17 protein-coding genes and 4 pseudogenes are annotated in these 25095 nt (G+C 55.7%); 13 read left to right on the top strand and 8 right to left on the bottom strand.

Going from position 1 to position 25095, the window contains the following annotated elements:
• Positions 1-143 precede the first annotated feature (143 nt).
• The 6 genes and pseudogenes from AC0QDI_RS21995 to AC0QDI_RS21970 all read left to right on the top strand — a co-directional run bounded on the left by AC0QDI_RS21995 (position 144) and on the right by AC0QDI_RS21970 (position 6305).
• Positions 144-803, top strand: coding sequence for a hypothetical protein (locus AC0QDI_RS21995; RefSeq protein WP_474671866.1), 660 nt, complete (start codon positions 144-146; stop codon positions 801-803).
• Positions 804-1849: 1046 nt separating this feature from the next.
• Positions 1850-2914 carry a sodium:calcium antiporter gene (locus tag AC0QDI_RS21990; RefSeq protein WP_474671864.1) on the top strand — a complete coding sequence of 355 codons (1065 nt, stop codon included), beginning with the start codon at positions 1850-1852 and terminating at the stop codon, positions 2912-2914.
• A gap of 145 nt (positions 2915-3059) precedes the next feature.
• On the top strand, positions 3060-3215 hold the full coding sequence (locus AC0QDI_RS21985) for a hypothetical protein (RefSeq protein WP_474671862.1): 156 nt from the start codon (positions 3060-3062) through the stop codon (positions 3213-3215).
• Between the two features lie 271 nt (positions 3216-3486).
• A pseudogene (locus AC0QDI_RS21980) lies at positions 3487-4421 on the top strand (cation diffusion facilitator family transporter).
• Positions 4422-4477: 56 nt separating this feature from the next.
• On the top strand, positions 4478-4870 hold the full coding sequence (locus tag AC0QDI_RS21975; protein ID WP_474671860.1) for a SpoIIAA family protein: 393 nt from the start codon (positions 4478-4480) through the stop codon (positions 4868-4870).
• Positions 4871-5117: 247 nt separating this feature from the next.
• A complete protein-coding gene (locus AC0QDI_RS21970; protein WP_474671858.1) occupies positions 5118-6305 on the top strand; it encodes a sodium:calcium antiporter in 1188 nt (395 codons plus the stop codon).
• Positions 6306-6346: 41 nt separating this feature from the next.
• On the opposite strand, the gene AC0QDI_RS21965 is transcribed toward AC0QDI_RS21970, so the two are convergent.
• From AC0QDI_RS21965 to AC0QDI_RS21955, 3 genes are all read right to left on the bottom strand, one after another.
• A complete protein-coding gene (locus tag AC0QDI_RS21965; RefSeq protein WP_474671856.1) occupies positions 6347-6595 on the bottom strand; it encodes a hypothetical protein in 249 nt (82 codons plus the stop codon).
• A gap of 781 nt (positions 6596-7376) precedes the next feature.
• Positions 7377-8279, bottom strand: a complete 903-nt coding sequence (locus tag AC0QDI_RS21960; protein ID WP_474671854.1) for an ABC transporter substrate-binding protein — start codon at positions 8277-8279, stop codon at positions 7377-7379.
• 433 nt (positions 8280-8712) lie between these two features.
• Positions 8713-9165, bottom strand: coding sequence for a hypothetical protein (locus tag AC0QDI_RS21955; RefSeq protein ID WP_474671852.1), 453 nt, complete (start codon positions 9163-9165; stop codon positions 8713-8715).
• On the opposite strand from AC0QDI_RS21955, the gene AC0QDI_RS21950 reads away from it, so the two are divergent.
• Both AC0QDI_RS21950 and AC0QDI_RS21945 read left to right on the top strand, forming a co-directional pair.
• Positions 9164-10219: a hypothetical protein gene (locus AC0QDI_RS21950; protein ID WP_474671850.1), complete on the top strand. Its 1056-nt coding sequence runs from the start codon at positions 9164-9166 to the stop codon at positions 10217-10219. The genes AC0QDI_RS21955 and AC0QDI_RS21950 overlap by 2 nt on opposite strands.
• Before the next feature lie 1484 nt (positions 10220-11703).
• Positions 11704-11871 (top strand): helix-hairpin-helix domain-containing protein, encoded by a 168-nt coding sequence (locus tag AC0QDI_RS21945; protein WP_474671848.1) that lies wholly within the window; start codon positions 11704-11706, stop codon positions 11869-11871.
• Between the two features lie 444 nt (positions 11872-12315).
• On the opposite strand, the pseudogene AC0QDI_RS21940 reads toward AC0QDI_RS21945, so the two are convergent.
• From AC0QDI_RS21940 to AC0QDI_RS21930, 3 pseudogenes are all read right to left on the bottom strand, one after another.
• Positions 12316-13458, bottom strand: a pseudogene (locus tag AC0QDI_RS21940) (tyrosine-type recombinase/integrase).
• A gap of 363 nt (positions 13459-13821) precedes the next feature.
• Positions 13822-15401 (bottom strand): annotated as a pseudogene (locus AC0QDI_RS21935) (transposase).
• A 63-nt stretch (positions 15402-15464) separates the two neighbouring features.
• Positions 15465-16099, bottom strand: a pseudogene (locus AC0QDI_RS21930) (IS6 family transposase).
• A 1063-nt stretch (positions 16100-17162) separates the two neighbouring features.
• Here AC0QDI_RS21930 and AC0QDI_RS21925 point away from each other — a divergent pair.
• Genes AC0QDI_RS21925 through AC0QDI_RS21915 form a run of 3 tightly spaced genes read left to right on the top strand, consistent with a single transcriptional unit; the run spans position 17163 to position 19435 of the window.
• The gene (locus AC0QDI_RS21925; protein ID WP_474671846.1) at positions 17163-18326 is read left to right on the top strand and encodes an amidohydrolase family protein; all 1164 of its coding nucleotides are present in this window, start codon (positions 17163-17165) and stop codon (positions 18324-18326) included.
• A complete protein-coding gene (locus AC0QDI_RS21920; protein WP_474671844.1) occupies positions 18323-18721 on the top strand; it encodes a Rieske (2Fe-2S) protein in 399 nt (132 codons plus the stop codon). Before AC0QDI_RS21925 ends, AC0QDI_RS21920 begins: the two co-directional genes overlap by 4 nt.
• Before the next feature lie 45 nt (positions 18722-18766).
• Positions 18767-19435, top strand: a complete 669-nt coding sequence (locus AC0QDI_RS21915) for an RraA family protein (protein ID WP_474671842.1) — start codon at positions 18767-18769, stop codon at positions 19433-19435.
• A 527-nt stretch (positions 19436-19962) separates the two neighbouring features.
• Here AC0QDI_RS21915 and AC0QDI_RS21910 read toward each other — a convergent pair.
• Both AC0QDI_RS21910 and AC0QDI_RS21905 read right to left on the bottom strand, forming a co-directional pair.
• On the bottom strand, positions 19963-21129 hold the full coding sequence (locus AC0QDI_RS21910) for an MFS transporter (protein ID WP_474671840.1): 1167 nt from the start codon (positions 21127-21129) through the stop codon (positions 19963-19965).
• A 234-nt stretch (positions 21130-21363) separates the two neighbouring features.
• Positions 21364-21711: a hypothetical protein gene (locus AC0QDI_RS21905; RefSeq protein ID WP_474671838.1), complete on the bottom strand. Its 348-nt coding sequence runs from the start codon at positions 21709-21711 to the stop codon at positions 21364-21366.
• A gap of 1109 nt (positions 21712-22820) precedes the next feature.
• Here AC0QDI_RS21905 and AC0QDI_RS21900 point away from each other — a divergent pair.
• Positions 22821-24491, top strand: a complete 1671-nt coding sequence (locus AC0QDI_RS21900; RefSeq protein WP_474671836.1) for a BCCT family transporter — start codon at positions 22821-22823, stop codon at positions 24489-24491.
• A 157-nt stretch (positions 24492-24648) separates the two neighbouring features.
• On the top strand, positions 24649-25071 hold the full coding sequence (locus tag AC0QDI_RS21895; RefSeq protein WP_474671834.1) for an EamA family transporter: 423 nt from the start codon (positions 24649-24651) through the stop codon (positions 25069-25071).
• Positions 25072-25095 lie beyond the last annotated feature (24 nt).

Here is a 25095-nt window from a genome sequence, read left to right as displayed (position 1 = left end):
ACAGGAGCTGTTTCATCTGTTTCGGGAGCAGGGCGCTCTTCTCGGAGACTCAGTGATTCTTAAACCAGATTTCGGGCAGAGGTCGTTCATCCACACTGTATGCCGATAAATCAGTCACCGTCCCAATGTTGCCACCAGTTTGTGTGCCAGTTACCCACGATGTTGTAGTCTACTCTGGCGTTCTGGTTGACGGCACGAGCTTCGGCGAGGTGCCGATCGCCTACGCCGGCATGTCGAACAGGATCCAAACGACGACGGCGAAAACCGAGACCGGCCGATACAAGATCACCGGCGAGGTTGGGAGCACGAGCAAGACCGACAGTTCGCTCGAGGGCGGCTACGCGCTTCGGGTCTTGGATATAGAGCGTGTCGGTGGTGCGACTATCGCGAGTGATTTTCGAGCAGAGGCCGATCGACTCGAGCAGCGGATCAAAGCACAGCTCAAATTGAGCGAGTCGGAATGGGGCCAAGAGGGGCAAGACAGCAATGAGGACGGTACCGGTGGAAATGATAGCAGGAGTGGAGACGATAATACCGGCGGCAGCGGTGAGAACGGAAACAATAATGGCGGGAGTGATGGAGCGCCCAAGAGTGGCAGTAATACTGGTGGCAAGGATGCCGGAAATCGAGACAGTGTCGAGACCGGATCTATCTTAGAGCCTATCCAGTACCAGCAACCGGTAGACGGCGCGTTCATCCACGGCCCGCCGGAGAGCGGGAAGATCTACTCGGCGCGTATGCTGGTCTCACGACTCCAACAAGCCGCGGGCCAACTATCGACCATGTATATCGACTGCTGGTAACGCTATTAGGAGGACAAGTGTTCGTAAAGTTAGATATAGTGCCACATTTCACGAAAACGCCGACAAGGGAGCCCATGTTAGACACTCTCTGATTCCCATGAGAGCGGTCCGAGATCGGGTGTGACAATATGGCTATTGACGACACGGTAGGCGATCTCGGGGATGGCGAGGTATGTCACACGGTGGCTCGCAGGGTGTTGCTACGATCACGTTTGTCTGCCTCGCCATGTAGGAATTCAAGAGGAGAGGAAAAAGGTTATCGATCTGTTGATAAGTATAGGGAAATTGGACTGGGAATATCCGTAGCCAACGTGATGTACACGCGCAGCAGGCAGTGGGCTATATCTTGGCCACGCAAATCGGCTGCTGACGACGCTATCGGGGACACAAGTTCCGTAAGAAAGCACCGGGAACGGCCGGTGCCTGAGCAAGCAGGGGCCGTGAATAGTCGTCCGGCCCGGCCAGCGATCCAGACGCTGGCCGTATTATCCCATCTTGAACGCTGTAGGGCTGAAAAGATAAATCTTGGCTGTCGTGCCTATCACAAGGAGTTCGCTAGGCAAACCCACGTGGAGAAAGTGTCACAATACTTTTTGGTGGCAGTAATACTACTACCACATGTAGGTACCCGACACACCTCACGCCTACACCAAAAGAAATCGGGATCGGCTGGCCGCGAGCACGGCCAATTAATTATCTCCCGATTCGCCAGACGTTGCGGCCATCACGATGGCGACCAGCACTAGGCCAAGTGCGTTCCCTTGTGTCAGCAGAGCCATACCGCCGTACACGAGTGCCGCGCGTACTTCCGGAGTGAGGTATTTCAAGAAAGTATTATATTTTATTTTTATAAGTATATAGTAGTGCGATTTCTTTATTCAGAGTTTTGTCTGAAACTGTGCCGGATGATCCGCTAAGTACATCCGCGAACCTTATGCTGACACGTCTAGCATCTACCCGTAATGTTTGCGGAGCAGTGCTGAATACACAGCCCACAGAAGTTTGTATGTCCTACACGGGATTGGGAACGTGGTTCAGGTACCCCTGTGGCTCTGGGTCGGCGGGCTCATCGTCGGGTCTTTGCGGCTCACTGGGGAGCCGAACAGTTCTCAAAGCCGTTGACGAAACTCCGTCGCCAGTGGGGACTTTCTGCGGTCGCGGGCGGTGCGTTCGTCGGCCTTGCGGCGGCCAGTCCCGAAATCGGTATTAACGTCGTGAGTGCGTATCAGGGAGTCTCGGACATCGGTCTCGGTGTGATGTTCGGCGCGAATATCGTGACAATTCCGATAATGGTGACAACTGCTTATATTGCTTCTCGAACGGCATCGCTCGGGAACAGCAATACTACGGGGCAGCCACAGTCAAACACGGCTGATCGAGACGGGTCTCACGAGTCTCCAATGGACGACCATGCGCAACATCGTCAGGAACACCTTCTGCATGTTGATCGCACGGCAGTCACCGTATTGGCACTTCCATATCTCGGAATCGTAGCGGTAGCTGCCGTTCTGACGCTTCCAGCCCCGCGGCGAGGGCTCCAGCCCCTCGATGCTGGTGTGATGGCGGTTGTCTACCTTGTTTTTCTTGGCCAGGCAGTTATCCGCGGTCGGCAAGAGAGCGAATCTGTCGAGTGGAAGAAACGAGAACTCGCTCTGGCGAGTGCCGGACTAGTCGTCTTGGCGGTCGAGACGTATTTGGCAGTTCGAGCAACTGAAAATATCGCCACAGCGTTTGGTGTTTCAAATCTCATCAGCGGACTATTCATTACAGCTATCATAGCGGCAACACCGGAAATCTTCGCCACGTGGAACGTTGTGCGAAGCGGGCAGGTCACGGCTGGCACGACCAGCGTCCTCGATGATCACGCTGTGACGATGACTGTCGCGTTTGTCCCGCTTGCACTCACCACAGTCCCCATTGAGAACTTCCAGCTCTACTGGGTGAATCTGGTCTTCGTGGCCACGATGCCAGTGGCCTATGCGATCCTTCTCCACTTCGGGACTGCTGAACACGGCTTCAAACGGTGGCAGATCGCCATGTTAGACGGGATTTATGTCCTATACATCGCAATTGTCGCAGTCTGGGTTCTTAACCTCATTACAATTCCGTGAAGTTTGTTCCTTGTACTGTCCGAGGGGATCAACCAGATTTCTTCTGTAATGAAGGGTGGGGGTTCGCTACGTCCGTATGCGAACTGTTCAACTGTCTTTGAACCGTCACCTTCACCCTTTTATGTCTCCCACAGTAAACTTGTCTATGGGATTCCGTGACTCGCTCATGGTCTTTGACGATATCCTCGAAGGAGAGATTACAGGAAGACAAGCAGCTATTATAATCGCTATCTGGATGGGGGCTATTGCCCTCTTTGGGCTGATTTCCTATGTCGTGGTATTCGTAATTATGGGAGTCTAACGTTTCTGTCACTTGCCCATGGCTATCGTTCAGTATCTCACCTGTACTGGCCGATGGAATCAGACGGAGGTCGCCTGCAACGTAGAGTGAGAGTTTTCTATGCATGTGTGTTTACTAATCGCTGTGGGTCCTCCCAGTATCAGTACTGGTGTAGTGCTGGTATCCTTCTCTATTAATGATTTATACGCAATTATATTGCTAACTCTTATCCAAGAATTCGAGATTTATGTCAGCTATTTTAATAAAATGGGGCTATCAAAGGTGGAGCAAGATGAACGAACACGAGTCGGCCTATGATGGATCGCACGACGACCATAACCACGGACACGGGGGATCATTGACGAGCAGCCGGAAGCTGGCTGCCGTCTCGATCATCAACCTCCTCGGATTCCTCGCTGAACTTGCTGGCGGTCTACTATTTGGTTCAGTCGCGCTCCTGAGCGACGCCTTTCACATGCTATTTGACGCGCTCGCATACGTGATGGCGTTCGCTGCCGCCCACATCGCCGACAACTACGGAGATAGCGACCGCTGGTCGTACGGCCTCCACGTCTCGAACCACTTGCCGCCTTCCTCAACGGCCTCTTATTGCTGCCAATGGTCGGGTTCATCCTCTGGGAATCCTACCAACGGTTTCTCGATCCGGTAGCAATCGGCACTGGCCCCACGCTCGCCATCGCAACGGGTGGCCTGCTAGTCAACGTCGGCTCAGTGTACGTCCTACAGGGCGGCGAGATGAGCCTCAACGAACGAGGGGCGTTCTACCATCTCCTCGGCGATGCCGGTGGTTCAGTTGCCGTCATCGTCTCTACGATTGTTATCGAGGTGACTGGACTCCAGATCATTGACCCACTCGTCGCTGGGCTAATCGCCGTCGTCATTACATGGTCGGCGGGAAAAGTACTCCGTGGGAGCAGTGCGATCTTCCTACACCGGACACCATTCGAACAGCACGAGGTACGGGCTATCCTGTGGAAGGTCGATGGCGTGATCGCTGTAGACGATCTGCATGCATGGCAGATTTGTAGTCAGATCACGGTCGCCACCGTCCATCTTGAGACCGACGTGGAGACGATGGCTGAGGCCGAGACGGTAACCCAAAGAGTCCACGAAGAACTTGCCCATCACGGCGTCGATCACGCTACTGTCGAACTGTGTCCCGGCTATGGCGACCGCAGCACGTACCTGAACAATCACGCACACTAACAATGACAGACGATTTTGCCTCCGAGTTCACGACCACAGAGTGGACGACATCCCCTATGTTCGAGATTCTTCAGGCGACCAAAGACAACGTGGTCGCGGTTCGGATGGGAGACGGCACGCCCGCCGGGTATCGGGAGTTCTATAACCTACTCATCGAGAAGACCGACGAGTTTGGGACGGTGCATGTCTACGAAGAGACAACGGGATGGACGCTATCGACGTATCTCTCGCACTTGCATGGCGTGGTCCCCGATCTGCGAACCGGGCCGAAGTTCGACATTGGCCGGTATGCCGCAGTCGGTGATTCCCGCTGGGTTAAACTCCTTTACTACCAGTGGCGTGTAATCGCCCCAGTCTGGCCGGTCTCGCCGGACGAGATGCGCTACTACGGGCTGTCGGAACGCGACCATGCGCTTGGCTGGGTAATGGCTGCCAACCCTGCTAAATAGATATTTTAGCGAAGTAGTATTGAATGAACATACTAGATTTGTAATCTATATTTAACGTAGGAAGTAGACAAAGGAGAAAATTTGCTATTGCTATGTATGTGTGCGTACTTCACAGCGTGAGAGTGTTTACCTGTCACTGGATGATTCTCGTCATCAGTCCACCATTTGAGTCTCCGTGTATACTTTTCCAAGGGAATTGTATACATGACGCTTTGGTTTCATATGCGAGTATGACGTGCGTTCCCATATGGATCGAACACAGATCCTCACCGTGGGACTCATCGTGTTAGTTGCTGTTTCGCTTTCCGTTACCCCCGTCCTTGCACAAGAGGAGAGTGAAGAGGGTGGAGAAGCAGAAGGGGAAGGAGGAATCGAGGGCCTTATTGAGGGATTCGTTGAAGGACAGGGGCTGGTTGGTGCAGTACTCGTTCTTATTGGCGGCGGCATTTTATTGACGTTCTGCGTCGAGAAGTTGATCAGTTATCTCACGAGAACGGCGTTCGGCTTGAAAATCTCGCTGTTCGCACTTGCGATTGTCTTCACGGGATTCGAATTCGACGATACGATCCTTGCACTCGTGCTCTCTGCTGGTGGCCTTGAGGGTGCTGCACTCGGGACGGCACTGGGGACTGGCTTGGCGATTATCGGCGTGACACTCGCGCTCGCGGCGATTATCAAACCATTCCCGGTCGATATCCCGTCTGATTACGTCGTCCTCTTTGCGCTGGCACCACTGCTGTTGATCCCGTTCGTCCTCGTTGGGACACTGACGTTCGTTCACGGGATCATGCTGCTCGGCGCGTTCGTCGTAATGTTCGGCTACATTATCGTTCGTGAGTACCAGCGCGATACACCTGTCTTCCGGAACACCGAACTTGGGAAAGAAATACAAGCAGACGGTGGTGTCGCCCTCCCATCATCAGTCTCGCAGATTCCCGAGGATCGGCTCGTCGGCAGGCGTCCCGCTGCTGGGTGGATCTGGCTGGGTCTGTCGATCCTCGCGTTGGTGGGAATCGTGTTTGCATCAATGCTCTTGGAGGCGGGCTCAGAAGTGGTCATCGACGGCTTCGGTATTGACGAGACTGTCTTCGGCGCGACCGTGCTGACAGTGATCCTCACCTTCGAGGATCTTATGTTGACGATTGAGCCGGTCCGACGAGGTGTTCCTGAAATCGGCGTCGGAAACGTCATCGGAAGTGTCCTCTTCTCGGTCACCGGTAACGTCGGCGTGATCATGTTGCTGAGTGATCTCGAAATCTCTCAATCCGTGCTGACGTTTCATCTCCCTTCGGTGATCATCGTGACGGCACTCGCGGCATACTTCCTCTACGAGGGCGAACTGAAACGGTGGCAGGGGTTCTTGCTCGGCGGACTGTATGTTACCTACTGGCTGATCGCCATCCTCGTGTTTGGTGGTGTACCGATTGGCGGGTAGTCTTCTTTTGACAGATATTGGCGAGTTCGATTGTGTCTCCGTTACTCGAGCAACAGCGACGTGACGGGTTTGGACCGGCAGTACGACGTCCCAAGGTCGCCGTGGAGAACGTCGCCGAGCCACGAGAGGTACCGGGTGAGGAACGGTTCGTCGAGTCCGTGCTCGGCGCGGAAGACCTCGACTTCGAGCTCCGACGGCGGGGTCTGTCGCTGCTCTCGCAGGATCGTGTGGGCCGGATCGCCGGGCGTGAGGACGACGAACCCGTATGTGATCAGCGACACGAACGTCATGACAGCTGTCAGCGAGCCGAGCGAGGAGCGTTCGTATCATGGCAGCGCCGTCAGCCGTCTTCCCCACCGTTGGAATCGGCGTACTGTCCGGTATTCGAGGGGCGGAACTGACATCGATCGGCCGTCGCCGCTCCGCGACCGCTCGATTGGTTGTGCGAGGTCGCTCGCAGCCGACGCGTTTCGGGCGGCTCGACGGAGCTCGGTGCACTCGGGGATTCGGGATTGGTGTATATCGACATCAATTTGACTTTTCTTACTGAAAAATGGATTGTATATGTTGTGCTTCCTGACGGTACATCCAAGAATAGATGACGGACTCACTGGACCCGCTCTCGGACTGTGCCTCCCGAATGACTGAGACCCACACGGGCATCAAAATTATTCAACAGCTTCAAATAGGCAACTCGCTGCCATTGAGCATCGCTAAGAGTACGATTCGAACCGAATATCACGATGATAACTATCCAGAGTGGCTCCCCGTTCCGGACTCGTTTCTCGGGATGGTTCGACTCCTCATCTACCGGGAGATTACGGAGAGAGCTATCGAATTCTGGCTCGATATCAAGAACTTGCCGAACCGTTCGGGCTGGATCACATCCCTGATGAAACCGTGCTGTCTCGAATATGGCGCAATCGCTTCGACAACGATGTCCGAGAGTTCGTTCGGAGGATTGCTCACTTCGTCGTCAAAGAGGTCCACAACCGGGAATTATCAGTTTCTACTGTCCGGCCGAAAAGTGATATCGATGAAGAAAATTGTTCTACCAAGGATGACGAGGTGTTAGGACTTATCCGTCCTCTGCCAATCACTCGGGACGTATTGCCGGAAGGTTGGCTCCCGGGATGGACCCAGTGGCCGAAACGCTTGCTCATCTCCAATTCGGAACTCGTTGATACGGGTTTGGCCCGGTCCAGTGACGTAACCAACGAAGGCCATGGCCAGCGGATATGCTACATTATGGTAGGCAGGGTTAACCGGGATGACGGCGTATTCGTTCCGGAGCAGTGGTGGTGGATTCTCAATGCCGTGGGCGACATGGGCCACCAGTGTATCATCGGCAACGTTGAGAAATGTCCCGCGATCAGTCAAAGTATACGCCTCACTCTCTGCAGCCATGGTGAGCGTGGTTCCCATCCCTTGACCAGACTCACTATACCACGATCCCGTCGGCTCAATCCCCGCCTCGTTCCACAACTGGTGTTCGCGGAGATGGGTTCCCGAGCGATCCCCCCTTGACAAGAACGTTGCCTCGGCATCGGCGATGGCCTTGAATGCCTCGATTGGTTCCTTTCTAGCTACACTGGCAGGGTCGTCTGATGGACCAACTATTAGAAAGTCATTGACCATGACCGACCGCCGATTAATGCCGTGTCCCTCTCGAAGAAAAGCATCTTCCAGTGGGCGAGCGTGGACGAGAACAAGATCGCAATTACCATCTCGGGCAGTTCGAAGAGTCGCTCCTGTTCCACGTACGATTGTTTCTACTCTCGCTCCGACCAACTGTTGAAAGCCTGGGAGTAACTCGTCAAGAAGTCCGCTATCGCGGGTTGTCGTCGCCGTCGCGAGCGTCAATGTTTCTCCGGATACTCCGGTCTTATCCGGTGCTGAGCTACCACCAATGCAGCCTGCGAGCGAGAGCGCTCCACCAACACCAAGTATCTGTACGTACCGCCGACGATTCATACAGGCGTCAACCATCTCTGTTTACAAAATATTTCTGTGTAATCGTATTTAGTTACAGTCGAACAGACCGAATGATACGTGAATTCCTGTACTTACCGCGATTTTTACAGGCTATTCTGAAAAGAGAAATCGAACTACTATCGCTGCTACTCCGCTATGTCCGGCCCTGTTTCGTTTCGCACACACCATGGACAACATGGCGTGATAGTATCGGCGACACTCCAGCGGCCGCTTCCTGACCGTCTCGGATGTCGCTGTCTATGTGTCCCGCGCGCTCGCGACAGGTACGCCATACACACTAGAGTCCTGCTGTATTCAAACAGGGTTGGTGTCCGACGGACGCTACCGGCGTCCAGCGGGGCGGGGTGTTGGAAGTGGGCGGAAATACGCACCCAGAACAACCCGAAACTGACCGCCATTCTCGAGGAAAGCATCAATGCCACCTGACGACCACGATTGCGAGCACAGTTCTCCGCGCGAACAAATCGATGCACTCGCCGACGAGTACGGCGTCGACGTAGACGACCTGCTCATCCAGAGTCGGCGTCGCGACCCGAAGTACAAGGGCACCAGCGCCGACCACGCGAAAGCCGAGTGGTTCGGTCGTCTCTGGCGAGAGGCCGTCGAACAGCGCGAGAGTGACCGCATCCACGTCCGCGACGTGCACTACACCGTCTACATGAGCAACGCGGACGTGGAACCACCGACAAACTGTTCGTGGGAGGTCTACGACAACACACAGCACTGTTACGGCTATCTCGAGGAATGTGCCGTCCTCGCTCGGATTCTCGGCTACATTCCGCTCGACGGCATTATCGACAAGCGCGCCGATACCAGGACCGTCACTGAGTACGGCGAGCACACACTCGCGCCCGATCCCGATCATGTCGCCGCTCCCCGGGGTTTCGACGCCACAGATTCCCCATCCAGAGGCTCGCGCCGACTTCGTGTTCGACCGCGAGCGAGTAGACTACTCGGAGTGGGCCGCCGACTGCGTGGCCGCGAGCGCACGCGAGCAACTGTCGTTCGACGAGGCCCGCCAGTCGCCCTATCACATCGAACTGTGGTCCGAAAAGACGCTCCCCGATTACATCCGCAACGAGGGCGGGTTGGCCGCCGACTGTGGCTGTAACGTCGTCGTGGAAGGCGAGGGTGACCTCTCCCTGACCGTCGCGAACGAACTGGCCCAACGGATCGAAGCCGCGGGGAAGCCGGCGGTAATCCTGTATCTGGCCGACTTCGACCCGAAAGGCTACGATATGCCGGCGAACATTGCGGGCAAACTCGCGTGGCTCAAGCAACGCGGCGACCTCGAGCAACGGGTGACGATCGAGCGGCTGGCCGTGACGAAAGCCCAAATCGAGGCACTGGACCTTCCGCGAAAGCCGATCGAGGAAAGCGAGGCCACCGGAACCGGTGGCGTCGCGTACAATCGCCGGGTGACCGAGTGGGAACAACAGCACGGCGCGGGCGCGACCGAGTTGAACGCCCTCGAGCAACACCCCGATGAGTTCCGCCGAATCGTTCGCGACGCGCTCGAGCGCTACACCGACCCCGACCTCCCGTCGAAGAACGACCGGCGCGGGGACCAGTGGGAAGACGATGTCGCCGACCGCGTCGCCAGAGCGCTACAAGAGGCCGGCGTCGACGACGATCTCGAAGACGTAGACCAGTGGCTCGAGGAGTTCAACGACGCCTATGCGGAGGTCACGGACGCCTTCGAGCGCCTGCGCGGGATGATGGATGACGAGTCGGCGATCGGCGAGTGGGAGTCGATGGTTCGAGAGGTTCTCGCCGCGACCGAGTTCCCGTCGAAACGGTCCCCGACGGCGAGGCTGCGTTACCCGATGATCCGATTTATGACTCGAGTCGGTCCTACGCCGAGAATAAGATGCGGATCGATCGGTATCGGGCGGCTGAGTAGCCTCTGTCGGCGATAGAGCGTGACTTACAACAGCCGAAACTCCGAACTTCCACAGGTACACCCACCCCGTGACCCGATCGGCACGACAGCCCCATCTTCTGAATGGAATACCGCGACCACCTTTCCGCAGTTTTTGCAGATGCCGGCTGCTTTCTGTGTTGCCATTGCCATAGCCATTGAGAGAGACGCGAGTCATATAAGCGAGGTCGAACTTCGGACGGAGTATCACGCCTGTTTCAACGGCCGTAACAACTGCACTCAGTAGCAGACACAAATCCCTCGAAACCGCCTTCTACGCCGTCGTCGCCGTGGGAACACTCGCCTACTACGCCCACGGCCGCCTTGCCTCCATACAGAACCCCGTCGCCGCGGCCGTTATAGACTCATGACGTGCTTTTCACGGCCGCGGCCGGGCGTACAAGCGCGGGAGAAATTCGCGCTTGTACTTGCCACAGCCGGGGATGTTGCGGTCCCAAGGGCCTGGATTCTCAGTGGTTCAGTGCAGGCATTCGGTACGAGGTACGTGTGCCGTATCGGTTCGCTGTGCAATCTGCCCCCTTCTGTTCTCGGTTGGGACGCGAGTACCAGTAGGGCAGATCGTATAAACGTGTGATAGTACCACGGATAACTATTGGGCCATCCATTGCAGGCGTATGAGGAAAATCTGAGTGGGTTCACTCGCCGTTTCAGAGACCGCGAATCTCCGATTCCCTGCTCGTGGTAGAAGACGCGAACGGCGTCGGGCCGGCAACCTCGAAGGCGATCAGCCGCGAGTACGAGCCACTGCACGCCTTTCGCGAGATCAATCTGGCACGGTGAGAAAGTATCTCGGGTAGCAGCGAACGAGCGGCTGCGGCCATCCGCGAGCGGGTCGCGTATCCGGCGGCCGCCACAGACACGGTGACTACTTTTTCAGGGTCGTACACAAAGGGACAGACGCGGTCGGCAAGACGCGCCAGTCTCCCTACGGGTGCGAACAGCCCGAGTGGGGTCGTTCTGGTTCAGTGCTGGTACGTTTAATGGAGTTGTGTGCCGGTGCGATGCAGTGTGATAGTGTGAGTCATACTTAAATAGTCGTTACCCTGTCGAATTCAGGCAGGCGACGCCATCTGCGAGTTCGTGGCTCGCCTCCTATAAGCGGTCTCGAAGACGATCGCCGGTGAGTACGAGACGGCTGGGGCAGTGTTGGAGCTGATTTGAAACTGAAATTAGACTGAGACTCGATTCGGACATGCTGGACAGGTCATCAACCCGTTTTTGATAAGCATGTATGAGCCACCACAGTGAGGGCACAAGCTACCAAGTTCCATCTCCGATGCATGGAGCACTCCGCGAAGTGTATTTAGCATTTGGCGCTGGTCAGCCTTCACCTCTGCCAGTTGATGGTGCAACTGTTCGATTTCCGCAGCCCTCGCTCGGTTACGGATTACTTTCGCCCCTTGCCTCTGTTGTGACATAGAGTATAGTACGCCTCGCACGGGGAAAAAGCAGACGTTCAGTATGGTATTCTTCTGGACGACAGTCGGGCCGGCGACGGGGAAGGCGATCGCCCGCAAGTACGAGTCGTTAGACGGGTTGCGGGCGTCGAGTAGGGCGCGGTTGGAAGATGTGTACGGAGTGGGTGAGGAGACGGCCGGGGCTGTTCTTGAACGGGCTCGGGGCGAATAGCGACTACTCCGCTGGCCGGAGCTTTTCGTACACGATCATCACGACAAGCAGGACGCTCGAAACGACGATCACCGCCGAGATTGCGGTGAACGCCCAGTTTCCGAGTGTCTGTATCGCCACGTACCACCACATTTCTTCGACGAATTCGTACTTCAGTGGGAAATCGTTCCCGGTCCAATGGAGCGAGAATCCGGTGAACAGGTGCGCGAACGCGGCGGCCACCGTTGCCTGGATACCGACGGCGAACGCCCACGGGGTCAGACGGTCCGCCAGCGCGACTATGCGACCGCGTTTCGGTGAGTGTCGCCGGCAGCGGGTGAGTGACGAACCGTTGATCCGCTGTTGGTGATACTCAGTCTCGCGGCCACAGACCGCGCACGAGTCAGCCGTTTCTATATTCATTGGTACGTGAATTTCATAGTTGAAGGTATCGGGGACAGGTGGCTACTCCCGAACCTCGTCGATACTGTCAGAGACATCTTTCATTTGGAGGTCCGTGTACGACTCGTGCGTGGTTTCGATCGATTTGTGACGTAGTGCCTCTTGGGCTTTTTCAGACATGCCGTTGGCGTACAGGTCGCGTCCAAGCGCCCGTCGTGCGCCGTGTAGTGTGAGGTAATCGTAGTCGCCGTCGGGATTGATGTTCGCCTCTTTCGTGAGCCGTTTCAACAGTCAGCGGACGCCCTCTTTCGAGATCGACGGCGGTGGCACCTCGTGTTCGCGGTGTAGCCGCTCGAGGACCGCAGTCTTCCCGGCCTCACCCCTACCCTCGAGTGCCGAAAACACCCGTTCCTCGCCGAGTTCTTCGGCCAACGCGCCCCTTTTTGATCCGTAGTGGCCAGTCGGGAATACGGGCCACTCGTCGGTCGGCGGCTCGAGGTACTCGTACCAGCGCTCGAGGACGCTGTGAACGCTTTCGGGAAACGGCGCGTCTTCGTACTTACGGGACTTTCCGTACACTTCGATCAGTCGCTTTTCGAAATCGACGTCCGACCAGCGGAGACCGGGCCGTTTCTCGTCTTTCGGATCGGCAAACAGTTCGGCCCCACGAGCGCCGGTGCCGCCGAGCATCACCACGATCGCCCGGTCGCGTATCGCTGTTTTCGCGTCGGTGCGGATAGTCCCCTCGAGCGCCATATCGACGCGTTTGGTCGCATAGGCCGCGAGTTGCTTTCGGTCGTCCTCAGACCAGTACTGCGTTTTCCGTTTCCCGTCGTCTTGGGGGAGTGGGTCCATCGCCGTGTTCGTGTTCGCTGGATTCGTCTCGAGGTGCTGTTCACGAACACACCACGAGAGAAAGGCGCGCACGTAGGCGAAGTACGTATTCGCGGTGGACTCCGCAAGTTCGTCCTCGATCTTGGACTGGTCGTACAGCCACTCGCTGTAGTCGCGGATATCTTGGTCGGTCAGCTCGTCGACGCACTCAACGCCACGTTTGTCTCGGCAGTGCTCCGCGAACGACACGAGCGGCGAGCGCATGGTCGTCTCTGACCCGTCGGCTTTGATCTTGTACTTCAGGTAGTTCGTGACCGCCTCTTGGACGGTCGTACCCTCGGAGTTACGGCCTCTCTTGCTGGGTATAGACATTCGTATGTGGGGTACAGTATCGACCTTAGTAAAGTCCCTTGGTTAAACTGGTATTTAATCAAGTGAATGTGAAATCGTCCCTCGCGGTTGATTTCGGCAGTCTCCGGTGCTCGAGCATACAAAACCACATCTCATAAAGCAAATACGGCTATATGGATTTTTCTCGGCGGCGACCCCACAGTTTCGGAGGATGGGCTATTTCGGGGAGATATTCGAACAGATTCGGGACGTATCTACCGATATAGTTCATGGTCAGAATGGATCGCTGAGTAGAGGGTCAGAACTGTGCGGAAACCGCTCCAAATACTCGTCGTCTGAGAGTGTTTCCACTCACGGAAAAGCAAACCGAGGCCCCTCCTTACGTTAGTCAGGAGGAATCAGTGCAGAAGAAACCAACTCAACACACTCTCCTGCTGTCAGGACAGGTGCATAGTCAATTTCCGGGTCAACCTGGGCCTTCAATAGGAAATCAGTGAGTCGCCAGATATTGTGGAGAAGTGCTGCGAATACGAAGTAGAACAGGCGCACACGGTAGTCTTTTGAGGAAGTCTTTGCTAAGAAGTCGTTCTTGATACTCTTATACTCGTTCTCAATCTGCCAACGTGAACTATATCGTTGACAGAACGCTTCAGCCTCCGCAGGACCGACCGGTACGTTCGTTGCAAACACTGCTGTCCCACTTCCTTTTGTTGAGGGTACGTAGAGAAACCGCATTGCGTGTGATCCATGGGTGACGTGAACAGAGACAGACTCAACAGCAACATCTTGCCCATCAGCTTCCATTGTATCGATAGCTTCTCGTTCTGTACCGAACGTTCGCTTTGGGATGAGATAGTTTACACCTAGATTCGATAACGTCTGATACACGTTCTTTGAGTCGAACTCAGCATCACAAAGCACTGTTTCGATCGGGAGGTGTTCCTGGGCTTGGCGTACAAGCTTGCGGACAACCCGATGAGTCTGGTTAGGTGGATTATCATCCCATTCTGAACTCTCACGAACTGGTTCGACGGCAAGTATGATTGGAATATTTTGACCAACAATCGAGAGCGTCGCAAACTTGAACACCTTTCCTTCGCCATCTTTTGACCCGCTGACCATTCCCATCTCCGAGACATCGCCGTAGTATGGAATAGTCGTAATATCGATCGCGACGGTAACTGGACGGCGGAATGAAACTTCTGACTGAATTACTGAGAGGAGCCGTCCTGTTGCTTGTTGAAATTCATCTAGTAGATTCTTGGGATCGAATTGCTTGACTGTCCGAAGATGGGTATCACCGTGGGGACCGTATTCTTTGCCCCGGCGAAGTTGAAATCGATTTGCTCCCTATGGCGTCCCACACCCAGACATTCCAATGAATGTTTGAAGTTCAAAAAAGCGGTTATCGCTGTAGGTTGCGTTCTCAGCTCTATCAGAGTCAAATGCGTTAAATGCATGATCCGTGCGAGCTGAGTCGTCCGGGTGATCTGAATGTCGGTAAAGGTGGGTTCACTCTCAGATTCCTTGTCGCCCGGTTCGTTGAGGGATGGCTCAATCTCCTGTAATGGACGTACTTCAGGAACAGAGAACTCCGCATCATGAATTAACCAGACCAGATCGTGAGCCCCATTGGTGATGAAGGTGCGGCCCGCCTCATCAAGGCGATTCCGCCAGGCCCGTGAGAGGACAGATTCACTAGGTATTCGTTCTAGATTGAACAAGTCAGCAAGTTCTTGTTGGCGTGTCAGTGACCGATAGCTTTCTCCAGTGATTTCTCGATAATAGAAGAGTTTGACCATTCCGCGAAACGAATACGGAGCAGGATGCCACTCTGGATATTGGTCATCTGGAAAGTTAAATAGATGTTTTAGTTCTGCAAACGCATTATATAGACTAACTCCCTCTCGAAGACGATTTTTGAGTGCAATTGAAATAACGAACGTGTCCAACATTTGGGATATATGACACTATTTGTGCTTATGGACGAGTGATAAAGAAGACTATGTTTGGTTAGCTGGTAGTGTTCAGATTAGCTGATTCCATGCGAAGGCGAACAATCTGAGCCACTGATCAGCAGTTTCTGCGTAAGCATTACTAAAGCAGTCTGAGAAGGATGAGGTTCGACGTTTTATCTCACGGAAGACACGTTCGACACTGTTCCGATTCCCATGTCGTTCGTATCTGAGATTGAGGCCATGTCGCTGACAGGCGTAGTTCAGCGATTTATCGCCATCGACGAGAAACACCGCGACATCAATGTCGTGTTTCTCGCGTAATTCCGTGAAGAACGCACTGGCTATTACCTTGGTTCTAGTCGGCTCAAACTTTGTATAGACTAATTCGTTTGACTCTGGATCGACAGCGGCGTACAGCCAATACTGGTCATCGTCAAGTCGGATCACCGTCTCGTCAACCGCAATATGATCCGGACTTCGACAGGAATCGGGCTGGAGATCTGCCTTGTGAACCAATTATGAACCGTCGATCGAGCCCGTTCAACACCGAATATCTCGAGAACTCGAACAGTATTCGAAAGCGCGAGTCCAGCAAGATGGAGCTGAATACTGAGCTTCATCAACAGTCGCGGTGTTGCTTCTCGCTCCACAAAATCCAAGTCGAACTGGCCGATACTAGGTCTGAGGCGTGCGTTTTCGGACATGAATCACTTTGAAAACGCCACGCCTCACTTCTCAGCCTTATCTGAACAGCGCCTCGCACTCGCTCCCAAGATTCATCAAATTTCGCCGCGTAGCACTCGTTGAGCCGGTCTACGAGCGGCATAGCCAAACTAGCTCTACGACCTGCTCGCTTCTCAAACTGCGATAACTAGACGGTTTCGGGGCATTTAATCACTTATATAGGTGGTAATTAAAACAGAAGTGTTACAACCATACGTCTGTAATTGAGCTCTGAGCCCGAACTCTCGGGCTAAGTCGCCCGAAAGACGATAGTCGAGATCACTCCTATCAGTAATTACTACACTACGCGTCGGTACGGCGGTGGCGCTGCCCTACAAGCTACCGCCGTAGTGTCTGGAGGAAGTGTAAGCCGTCAGCTACCAGCGATGGGAACCAGCAGGGGAAACACTACTATCAGTAATGTCCGTAGTCAATATAGACCGTTTAATCCAATACCGTTTTGCAATGCGAAACAATGTGATGAATGGGTAGTCCACTAACCCACCCTATCAGCGTAGAGACGTCACCCAGAAACAGCTTCACCACCGTCTTGGGCGGGTACGAGTCAGACACTGACAAAGGGGGTTCACCGGCAGTTTCGCCATACAAAAATCAAGCACAGAGCAGGTGATCCCGAACCATAGTCAAAGGGCCCGACTAACGTAAAATAAAATTTTTTGAAAATTGGACGCAGTAGAGGTTCTCTGAGACGGGCGAATACACGAAATGTCGGGGAGAGTGGCCTCACGAAGCATATAATTCACAAAATGAGGAGTTGGCGAATTGGGTGACCTACGAGAACGGACGCGGCGTATGTCTCTACCGTATACAGAGCGGACCAACAGCCCAATTCTTGATCAATGCGGGAGCAGGTCACGACCTTCATTACTCTGCAACCGATCCGGCTACGCTAGCGTAGTCGACATACTACACGCCACCCCACGAGGATTTCATGTGATAAAGCACGGTACCAATGAGATGTTCTCTCTTCGGAGCCTCGATAAGGGAAATACTTATAACGATCGTGAACAACAGCCACACTGTATGGCCAGCAACACGGACAGTCTAGCCGAACGTAGCGAGCAGGCGCGAGATAATCCCCTCGCCGACACGCTCAAGGAGGTACCAGTTATCGACATGGACGTTCACACGTCCTTCCGCAACGAAGAGATCCAGCGCGATATGCTGGACCACCTCGAGGACCCCTACCGAAGAGAGGTCGAGTACTACCTGCAGCCTGATCGGTCGTCGTACGACGGTCTCTACCCGACGGACAACTACAACCGCGATATCAGCGGGAAACTGCCGACCGAACTGATGCAGGTTACGGACCCACAAGAGGACATCGACGATGTCCTCTCGCGGGAGTTCCATGTTGATTATCCAATCGTGAACATGCTGCCGGAGCTCAATATGGTTCGGCAGACCGACAAGGCGGTAGCGCTCAACCGAGCCGCGAACAACGTTCTCATCGAACGGTTCCTCGATGGACAGGAGAACTTCCGTGGATTAGCGTCCGTCGTCCCCCACGACCCACAAGCGTCAGCCGAAGAAGTTGACCGTGTAGCACAAGAGGACCAGATCTGTGGCGTGTTCTTCAATTCGTCTGGCGTCAAGACACCGCTCGGTGACCCGAAGTACGATCCCATCTATCGAGCGGCCGAAGACAACGACCTACCGGTGGTCTACCACGGTGCGGCGGCTCCGGGGCTGGCACTGGATTTCCCGATCCTCCAACACGAACTGCAGACCTACATGGCGAACCACTCGCTGGCTCACGTCTACTCGCAGATGCTGAACCTCACCAGCCTGATCGAGAACGGGACGCCAGCGAAGTTCCCCGATATCGACTTCGTGTTCCAGGAGGCCGGCGTGGCGTGGCTCTCGCTCATCTTCCGCCTCAACCGCGATTACAAACAGCGCCGGAGCGAAGTCCCGCTACTGGAGAAGACGCCCGAGGAGTACGTCCGTGACCAGTTCTACTTCGCCACTCAACCCCTCGACGAACCGAACGATCCCGGGATGATGAAGCAACTCATCGAGATGTGGGGGCCGGACGTCCTCATGTTTGCGACGGACCACCCGCACTACGACATTGACAATACCGAGGCACTGCTGAAGTACCTGGGCGACTTCTCGGAGGACGAGCGCAACGACGTGCTGTACGGCAACGCAGCCGAGGTCTTCGATATCGACGTGGAAGCATGAGCACTGAAACCGCAGATCTGGCCCTCAAGGATAACGAACACGTCGTCGCTCGTGCGGACGAGTTAGACGACGGCGATCGGATCATCGCCCTGCTGAATGGCAAAGAGATCGGCGTCTTCAACGTCGACGGCGAGTTACACGCCTACCCGAACTGGTGTGCACATCAGGGGGGCCCCCTCTGTGAAGGGGTTCTCAGTGGGACCGTTGAGGGGACGTTCGATCGCGAGTCCCTCGAAACGGAACTTGAGTGGTCCCGCGAAGGCGAGATCCTAAGTTGTCCGTGGCACGGCTGGGAGTTCGACGTCACGTCCGGCGAGTGTCTCGTCGACAAGGGCTGTCGACTTCGGTCGATCCCGGTCCGCGAGGAGGAGGACTTCGTCATCGTCACCGTCTGATCGCGCATCGTCCGCACAACATCCCATCAACACGACATCCATACTATGACCAACGACAACACGACTGATTCCGACCTGCTAGCTGCGTACGAAGACCTGTACACGCCCGCAATCGCAGACGTCCTGCACGACTACGGCTACGAAGAACAGGGGCTCGATCCCGAAATTACCCCGCTCGAACAGGGGATGAGCATCGTCGGTCGAGCGTTCCCCATCGTCGGCCGTCCGAACCGGAGCGTCGACTCCGACGAGGTGCTCGGTCGCTTCCTCGAGATGCACGAGGACGTCCCCGAAGGCGGCGTGATGATCTACGACACGAACGACACGACGTCGGCCCACCTCGGCGAACTCGAGGTGACGTCGCTCCAACCGAACGGCGTCGCCGGTGCGGTCATCGACGGTGGCGTTCGCGACACGAGCGTCATCCGCGAGCGTGGGTTCCCGGTGTTCAACCGATACACGTCCCCGGTCGACTGTATCTTCCGCTGGGAGCTGATCGACTGGAACACCGATGCCGTGGTCGGCGGTGTCCGCGTCACGCCCGGTGACATCGTGGTTGGCGACGACGACGGCATCGTCGTCGTTCCCGAAGACATCGCCGAAGACGTGGCCGAAGACGCCCACGAGATGGCCGAGTCTGAGGACGCGGTCCGAGACGCGCTGCGCGAGGGCGTCGAGGCGACGGAGGCCTACGAGGAACACGGCACGTTCTGAGTACCGCAGCGAAACCGGCGAAGACGCGGAGGCCAGACGCCGAAGCCGTCGTCAGCGGTTTCCAGAGGCCGTCTTCGCCGCGCAGACCTCGAGACCCGTCGTCTCTCCGTCGAGTTCGACGATGTCGAGACGTTTTCGATCCCCATAGCACTTCTCGGTACGAGGCTCGACTCTAGAACGGTATCGTTACCGGCATTGATGCGGCGGCCGTCGGCGCCGTTGTTGGTGTCGGCTGTCTCAACGACTGGGTCGTCACTGGTAGCCGGTCGTTCGACAACTCGCAGGTCTCATCGGTGCGGTTCCGGTCCTCTCGTTCGACACGCTTCCCAGCCTCGGGCGCGACCGCAGTACGCAGACGAGCGAGCTGACGGCCACTGTCGGAGCTGTTTTCTACCTTGCTCAGGATTCGCGTCCGCATTCTGCGGCGGCGTTCCGGATTCAACTCTCTGATCGGTCGATTGTCTCACCCGGACGTGCCTATCGCACTCGCATGTCGTTGCTCGTTAGTCACCGCGCGAGCGCCGCCGTTATCTCACCCGTGCGAGCCAGAGGAGCGCGGCGGTAGTGAGACCGAAGCAGACGAACAGGCTGGTGAACGCCGCTGAATACCCGAATCGCGTCGCCATCGTCCCGATGTACGCGGGCCCGAGGCTCCCGACGGCGAAGTACACCGTCCGCAGCGCACCGAGGTCACCCCCTAGCGTCTCGTCGGAGAGCATGTCAGCTAAATAGATGTACATGACCGGCCAGATCGCCGTCAGGCCGACGGCATACGCGAACAGTGCGGCGGCGAGGCCCGGAAGCGACTCCGTTACCACCAGCAGTGTCAACCCGACGATACCGAATCCCGTCGCAGCGATACTGGTCTTGATGGGAGTCCAGTACTCGCTCACTATCCCGGCCAGTGGCGTAACCACCGTTCCGATGACGAATATGAGCGAGAACCCAACGGTAGCTTCGAACGACGTCAACGACTTCGCCGTCTGTAGATAGGTCGGGAGGAAACTCGCACTCCCCTGCCAGAGAAACATCGAGACGGACATGACGAGCAACACGGCGTAGGTCTGGCGAGACTGGAACAGCCGACGCCCGACTGTCCGCAGATCGAGACGGGTCCGCGAGACAGTGTAGGTGTGGCTGTTCAACCGATGACTCCCGACGGTGATGAACCCAAGTAAGATGAGGACGGGAAGGAACGCGTTCCGCCACTGTGTCGTCCCGACGACGGCGACCGCCAGCAGCGCCGACAGCGCACTCCCGAGGTTGACCGCGGCATCTCGAACGCCGAACGCTCGCCCTCGCCTCTCGTCGAAGTGGGTTCCGAGGAGGACGAATCCCGCCGTCTCAAACATGCCGTACCCGAACCCGATGAGTCCGAGGCCGACGACGAACACGGGGAACGTCATCGCGGTCGCGAGCAGGAGAAACCCCGCAATCATCACGCTCTGGCTGACAAATAGGATGATACCGGCCGACAGTCGATCAGCGTACCGACCGCCGGGGTACTGAGCGAACGCGTTACACGCCCACATGAACGAAATCGAGATGCCGGCCTCGGCCGACGTGATCGCGAAGTAGTCGATTATCTCCGGGAGCATGGGTGCGACGACGAGGACTCCCGACAGGGACACCACGAGACCCAACGCATGGACGTTCAGTTGCTTGCCGCTGTAGTCACGAAAGATTTCGAACATCTACTATTTTGGTCACTTGATCTGGATTCGCTCGTATTACTTTCTGGTTAGGTGGCTACACTTGGGTCACCCGCCCGCGTTCAGTTCGAACCGTACCGAGGTGCGTTCCTACAGCGAGGATACTCTCCGCATCGTGACGGCTCGAATTCGCGATTAGACTGTCTATACGTGTGCTGATACACAATGTTTTGACACGCAGTTAAATAAAACTGCCGAGGATGGTCGGTCGGATGCTCAGTCGGTGATCGTCACGTCCGACTCCACGACGGCGCACTGGAACTCGGCCGCAGTGATGCCAAACACCGTGTTGGCGTCGACGTCTCGAGTTCGGTCCACCGTCTCGACAGGGCGGCCGTCGACGCGGACCTCCCACTGGCTGTCTTTCGACGGCGACGGATCGATGAACTGTATCTGACAGTCGAACTGCGATTCGAGGCGGTCGACGACCGTGTGTACGTAAGTTCCGTCCTCGAACTTCGGGGCGTCGTAGCCCGGCAGATCCAGTTCCTCGCGGATGTCGACGTTCTCGTCCCACCACGGCGGGACGTCACCACAGTCGCTGGTATCGGACTCGTTTTCCATAGCAGACTATCGCCCACCTATCACAATGAAAGTTCGGCTCGCCGCGGTCGCCGTGAGGGCAAGCCGATCGCAGTGATCGGCGACTCGAGAACGATCACTTCGACCGAACTGAACGGCTCCTCGCGGACCAGAATTCTGAGACCGGTAGTCTCGAGCAGATATGTCCTGCCGATGGTAATCGCGATAGTCGCCAGTCGTGCCCAACGCTGCGTAGTACGCGCGGGCTCGCTGGCCGAGGGGGGGCCACTCGCGACGCCGGTGCCAATATCGCTGAGACTCGCGTCCGTCACGAACGCCACTACGATCATCTCTTATAAGAGTTTGATTAATGTTTCAGTTTCTGAATTATACGCCCACACCTATTCTCGCGATGTTTTTCCAATTTTGTCTGAGGTTTCACATCACAAAACGAGTCGATCTCTGCATTTACAACCGTACCAGTGTATACTACTGGTGACGTTACCACGACTACGAATACGATCGGTATGGAGAATTCACTACTGTTGGGGTCTGAACGTGCGATACAGACCGTTGGAGCTGGCAATTTCGCATCACAAAATTCTCTACAATAGATAAAGAAAAGAATCGGAACATCGGAACGAATCGCACCTCTCTCTCTCTCTCTTTGAGAGCGATTCCGCGAGCCGAGAGACCGGTTCGCTTGCTCGGCAGTAACCGATACGCATCTCAAAGACCAGCTAATCCTGTCACTTCTGAACTGTCCATGACAGAGCTAGAAGCGTGACCCGATAACTAGAGACTGTCTTTCGGATACCCATTCTACACCGTCCGAACTCGGTCTGCGTCGAAGTTGAGTCCGTGATCGGTTCACCGTAAGAGGCGACAGTCCAACAGGCCAGAAAACGCATTATTTTTGATGGGAACAATTATGTGTGTGGAATGCAAACGTAGCGCTATGGTGCAAGCCATTCACTCGCAGGAGTTATACGACCGGTACGAACGGTTGTATACGGCTGTAACTACTGCTATCTTGCACCAACGCGGCTACAAGGTGCAGGCGATCGATACGGATCGAACCGAGAGACGAGGACCGGGCATTAATCCATGATAACAGCTCACGTGATCACGACCAGGCAAGGTGCTAGACCATGAAAGATCAACTAATTCGAGAAAAATTCGCATCGTTTTATGATGAAATTGATATTACCGTATTCACCGTTGGAGTCGCACTGACAGCACTTCTCACGGTGTTCCTCGCGTTCCGATCGGAGACGGCAGCAAATACCATCGAGTCGGTAAACGGGTTTCTGACCTCGAACTTCGGCTGGTATTTCCAAGGATTGGTGTTCTTTCTAGCGATATTTTTCCTCTTCGTACTGTTCGGCCCCTGGGGGAAAATCAAGCTCGGAAAACCGGATGAATCACCCGAATTCAGTTATCCCGCGTACCTAGCGATGGTGTACGCCGCGACGTTCGCTGCGGGACTGGTATTCTGGGGTGCAGCGGAAACGCTGTATCACTATCAGACGGTTCCACCGATGTCAGGCGCAGAAGCACAGTCCGCTGGAGCGATGATCAGCGCCATGCAATACACGCTGTTCCACTGGGGAATTTCGCCGTGGGTCGGACATCTCATTATCGCGGTACCGCTGGCGTTGTACGTTCACAAGCATGACGTCCCCCTCAAGCCGTCATCGGTGTTCGCGCCGTTCTTGGGAGCGGATAACCTCGACAAGAGCTGGTTGAAGATCGTTGACGTCATTGCCGTCGTTGCCGCTGCCGGCGGCGCGACCGTCACGGTCGGATTAGCCGCTCAACAGTTCATCACGGGTCTCTCGTACAACTACGGGATCGCCATCGGTGACATCGGCATTATCACGTTGATAACGGGACTGACTGTCGGGTACACGGCGTCAGCAATGGTCGGGATCGAGAAAGGGATTAAACGACTGTCGATATTCAATATCTTTCTGCTCCTGTTTATGCTGGCGGCGATCTTCGTCTTCTCGCCGGTCGCGACGATCTTCAATCTGGCTGCGGAGGGCATAGCCGGGTACATCAGCAACTTCGTTGGGATGTCGCTCTACGTCGGCGCGGTCGGCGACCAGTCGTGGGTCAGTGCCTGGACGATCTTCTACTGGGCGTGGTGGATCAGTTTCGCACCGATGACTGGGATTTTCGTCGCACGCATTAGTCATGGCAGGACCATCAGACAGGTCGTATTCGCCACTATGGTCGCGGGTACGGCCGCGACGTTCCCGTGGTTTATTACGGTCGGCGGGTTCGCGCTAGTCCTCCAGCACACCGGTCAGGTCCCGCTGTTGTCCGCGTTGTCAGAACACGGAGTGGCAGTCTCCATGTATCCGATTCTCGAACAGTTGCCGGGCGGTGAAGTACTGATTCCGTTGTTCATGCTTCTTGTGTTCACGTTCCTCGTGACGACGATCGACTCCGCAACGGTCAGTCTGGCGATCTTCACGACCGAAGAGGGAACACTGGATCCCTCCGTCGGAAACCGATTCGTGTGGGGTCTAATCATCGGACTACTCACCTCCTTGCTACTGATCATCGGCGGCGTGCAGATCCTGCAACAGTTCACGATCATCGCAGGCTTCCCCATTGCCGTTCTCGGCCTCTTCTCGTTCATCGGCTTCGTCGTCCAACTCGAGAAGACGAGTCCGATACTGCTCACCCGGGAGGAAGACTGGGACATCGCACAGGATATCCCCGATTACCTCCCGTTCGGGTCGGTCACACACGAGAAAACGAACGAGAGTGTGACCAACGAGAGCATCGATATGAGCCCGGACGAAGATTAACGGGCAGAAAGCCGGGGCGGTCGTCATCGCCCCGTCCTGAACCGCCTCGGACGGTCGATTCCGCCGAGAGTTGATGCGATTTCCTTCGATTGTCGTACCGAGCCCCTCTCCCCGATCTCCAAATCTTTTTGTTCACCATCCTCATACAACATACAGTGTGAGAGTTCCTGTGTCAAATACAGTCGTATTTGCAGTAACGGCGATGGTGCTGTACGCAGGGTGGGCGACGCTCGCCTCAGTTGCGACGAATAGCCTGCCGGCCGAACAGGCGGTCACGTACACGTACGTTGCGGGCTTGCTAGTTACCGTTGGTTACCTCGTGATCTCAGGGGACCCGGTCGCGTTCTCGAATCCCGGCGTAGGAGTAGCGCTCGCCGCAGGGTCCTTTCTCGGCCTCGGAACGATTTCGTACTATATCGCGTTAGCCGACGGATCTGCGGCGATAGCGACCAGTATTAGCGGGATGTACCTCCTCTTGACGACGATCGTTGGAGTGCTCGTATTAGGAGAAACCCTCAGCTGGGTCAACGTCCTCGGCATTTGTTTTGCCGTGTGTGCAGTGGTACTGCTTTCCCAGTAGTTCACGCACTCGAGTACGGGGACT

Source organism: Natrinema sp. LJW11 (assembly GCF_056135975.1).
Note: the sequence above shows the minus strand (reverse complement) of the source record. Positions and strands in the feature narration are given on the sequence as shown.

Excerpts from the sequence above, each read along its gene's own strand:
- AC0QDI_RS21970 (WP_474671858.1), top strand. The coding sequence starts at position 5,118 with ATGGATCGAACACAGATCCTCACCGTGGGACTCATCGTGTTAGTTGCT.
- AC0QDI_RS21900 (WP_474671836.1), top strand. The coding sequence starts at position 22,821 with ATGAAAGATCAACTAATTCGAGAAAAATTCGCATCGTTTTATGATGAA.
- AC0QDI_RS21975 (WP_474671860.1), top strand. The coding sequence starts at position 4,478 with ATGTTCGAGATTCTTCAGGCGACCAAAGACAACGTGGTCGCGGTTCGG.
- AC0QDI_RS21985 (WP_474671862.1), top strand. The coding sequence starts at position 3,060 with ATGGGATTCCGTGACTCGCTCATGGTCTTTGACGATATCCTCGAAGGA.
- AC0QDI_RS21920 (WP_474671844.1), top strand. The coding sequence starts at position 18,323 with ATGAGCACTGAAACCGCAGATCTGGCCCTCAAGGATAACGAACACGTC.
- AC0QDI_RS21950 (WP_474671850.1), top strand. The coding sequence starts at position 9,164 with ATGTCGCCGCTCCCCGGGGTTTCGACGCCACAGATTCCCCATCCAGAG.
- AC0QDI_RS21925 (WP_474671846.1), top strand. The coding sequence starts at position 17,163 with ATGGCCAGCAACACGGACAGTCTAGCCGAACGTAGCGAGCAGGCGCGA.
- AC0QDI_RS21960 (WP_474671854.1), bottom strand. The coding sequence starts at position 8,279 with ATGAATCGTCGGCGGTACGTACAGATACTTGGTGTTGGTGGAGCGCTC.
- AC0QDI_RS21955 (WP_474671852.1), bottom strand. The coding sequence starts at position 9,165 with ATGATCGGGATCGGGCGCGAGTGTGTGCTCGCCGTACTCAGTGACGGT.
- AC0QDI_RS21905 (WP_474671838.1), bottom strand. The coding sequence starts at position 21,711 with ATGGAAAACGAGTCCGATACCAGCGACTGTGGTGACGTCCCGCCGTGG.
- AC0QDI_RS21910 (WP_474671840.1), bottom strand. The coding sequence starts at position 21,129 with ATGTTCGAAATCTTTCGTGACTACAGCGGCAAGCAACTGAACGTCCAT.
- AC0QDI_RS21965 (WP_474671856.1), bottom strand. The coding sequence starts at position 6,595 with ATGACGTTCGTGTCGCTGATCACATACGGGTTCGTCGTCCTCACGCCC.
- AC0QDI_RS21945 (WP_474671848.1), top strand. The coding sequence starts at position 11,704 with ATGGTATTCTTCTGGACGACAGTCGGGCCGGCGACGGGGAAGGCGATC.
- AC0QDI_RS21915 (WP_474671842.1), top strand. The coding sequence starts at position 18,767 with ATGACCAACGACAACACGACTGATTCCGACCTGCTAGCTGCGTACGAA.